The sequence below is a fragment of the Staphylococcus pasteuri genome (assembly GCF_030547725.1).
In the GTDB taxonomy this organism is placed as follows: Bacteria; Bacillota; Bacilli; order Staphylococcales; family Staphylococcaceae; genus Staphylococcus; species Staphylococcus pasteuri.
Genome location: NZ_JAUOQO010000997.1, coordinates 1 through 235 on the forward strand (window position 1 = coordinate 1; position 235 = coordinate 235).

General features: G+C 61.7%; 1 protein-coding gene. It reads right to left on the minus strand.

Annotated features, from left to right (window positions below; translation table 11 throughout):
• On the minus strand, window positions 1-235 hold a 235-nt coding region (locus Q4528_RS16175; RefSeq protein ID WP_303522788.1), incomplete at both ends, for a PDZ domain-containing protein.

A 235-nucleotide genomic window follows, 5' to 3' on the forward strand; every position in this document is an offset into this window, starting at 1 on the left:
GGCCCGGTTCATCCACCCGGCGCGGGGCCAGGGCAAATTCCAGAACCTCGCCATCGCGCCAGACATCCAGCAAAAGCGCCCTGCCCTCGGATGCCTCGACCTCGGTTTTGATCTGATCAAAGGTTGCGACGTCTTTGCCATCAACCCCGACAATCACATCCCCCTGTTGCAGCCCGATGTCATAAGCCGCCGAGCGCGGCACCAGACGGGTGACATTCGGCGGATAGGGATAAGG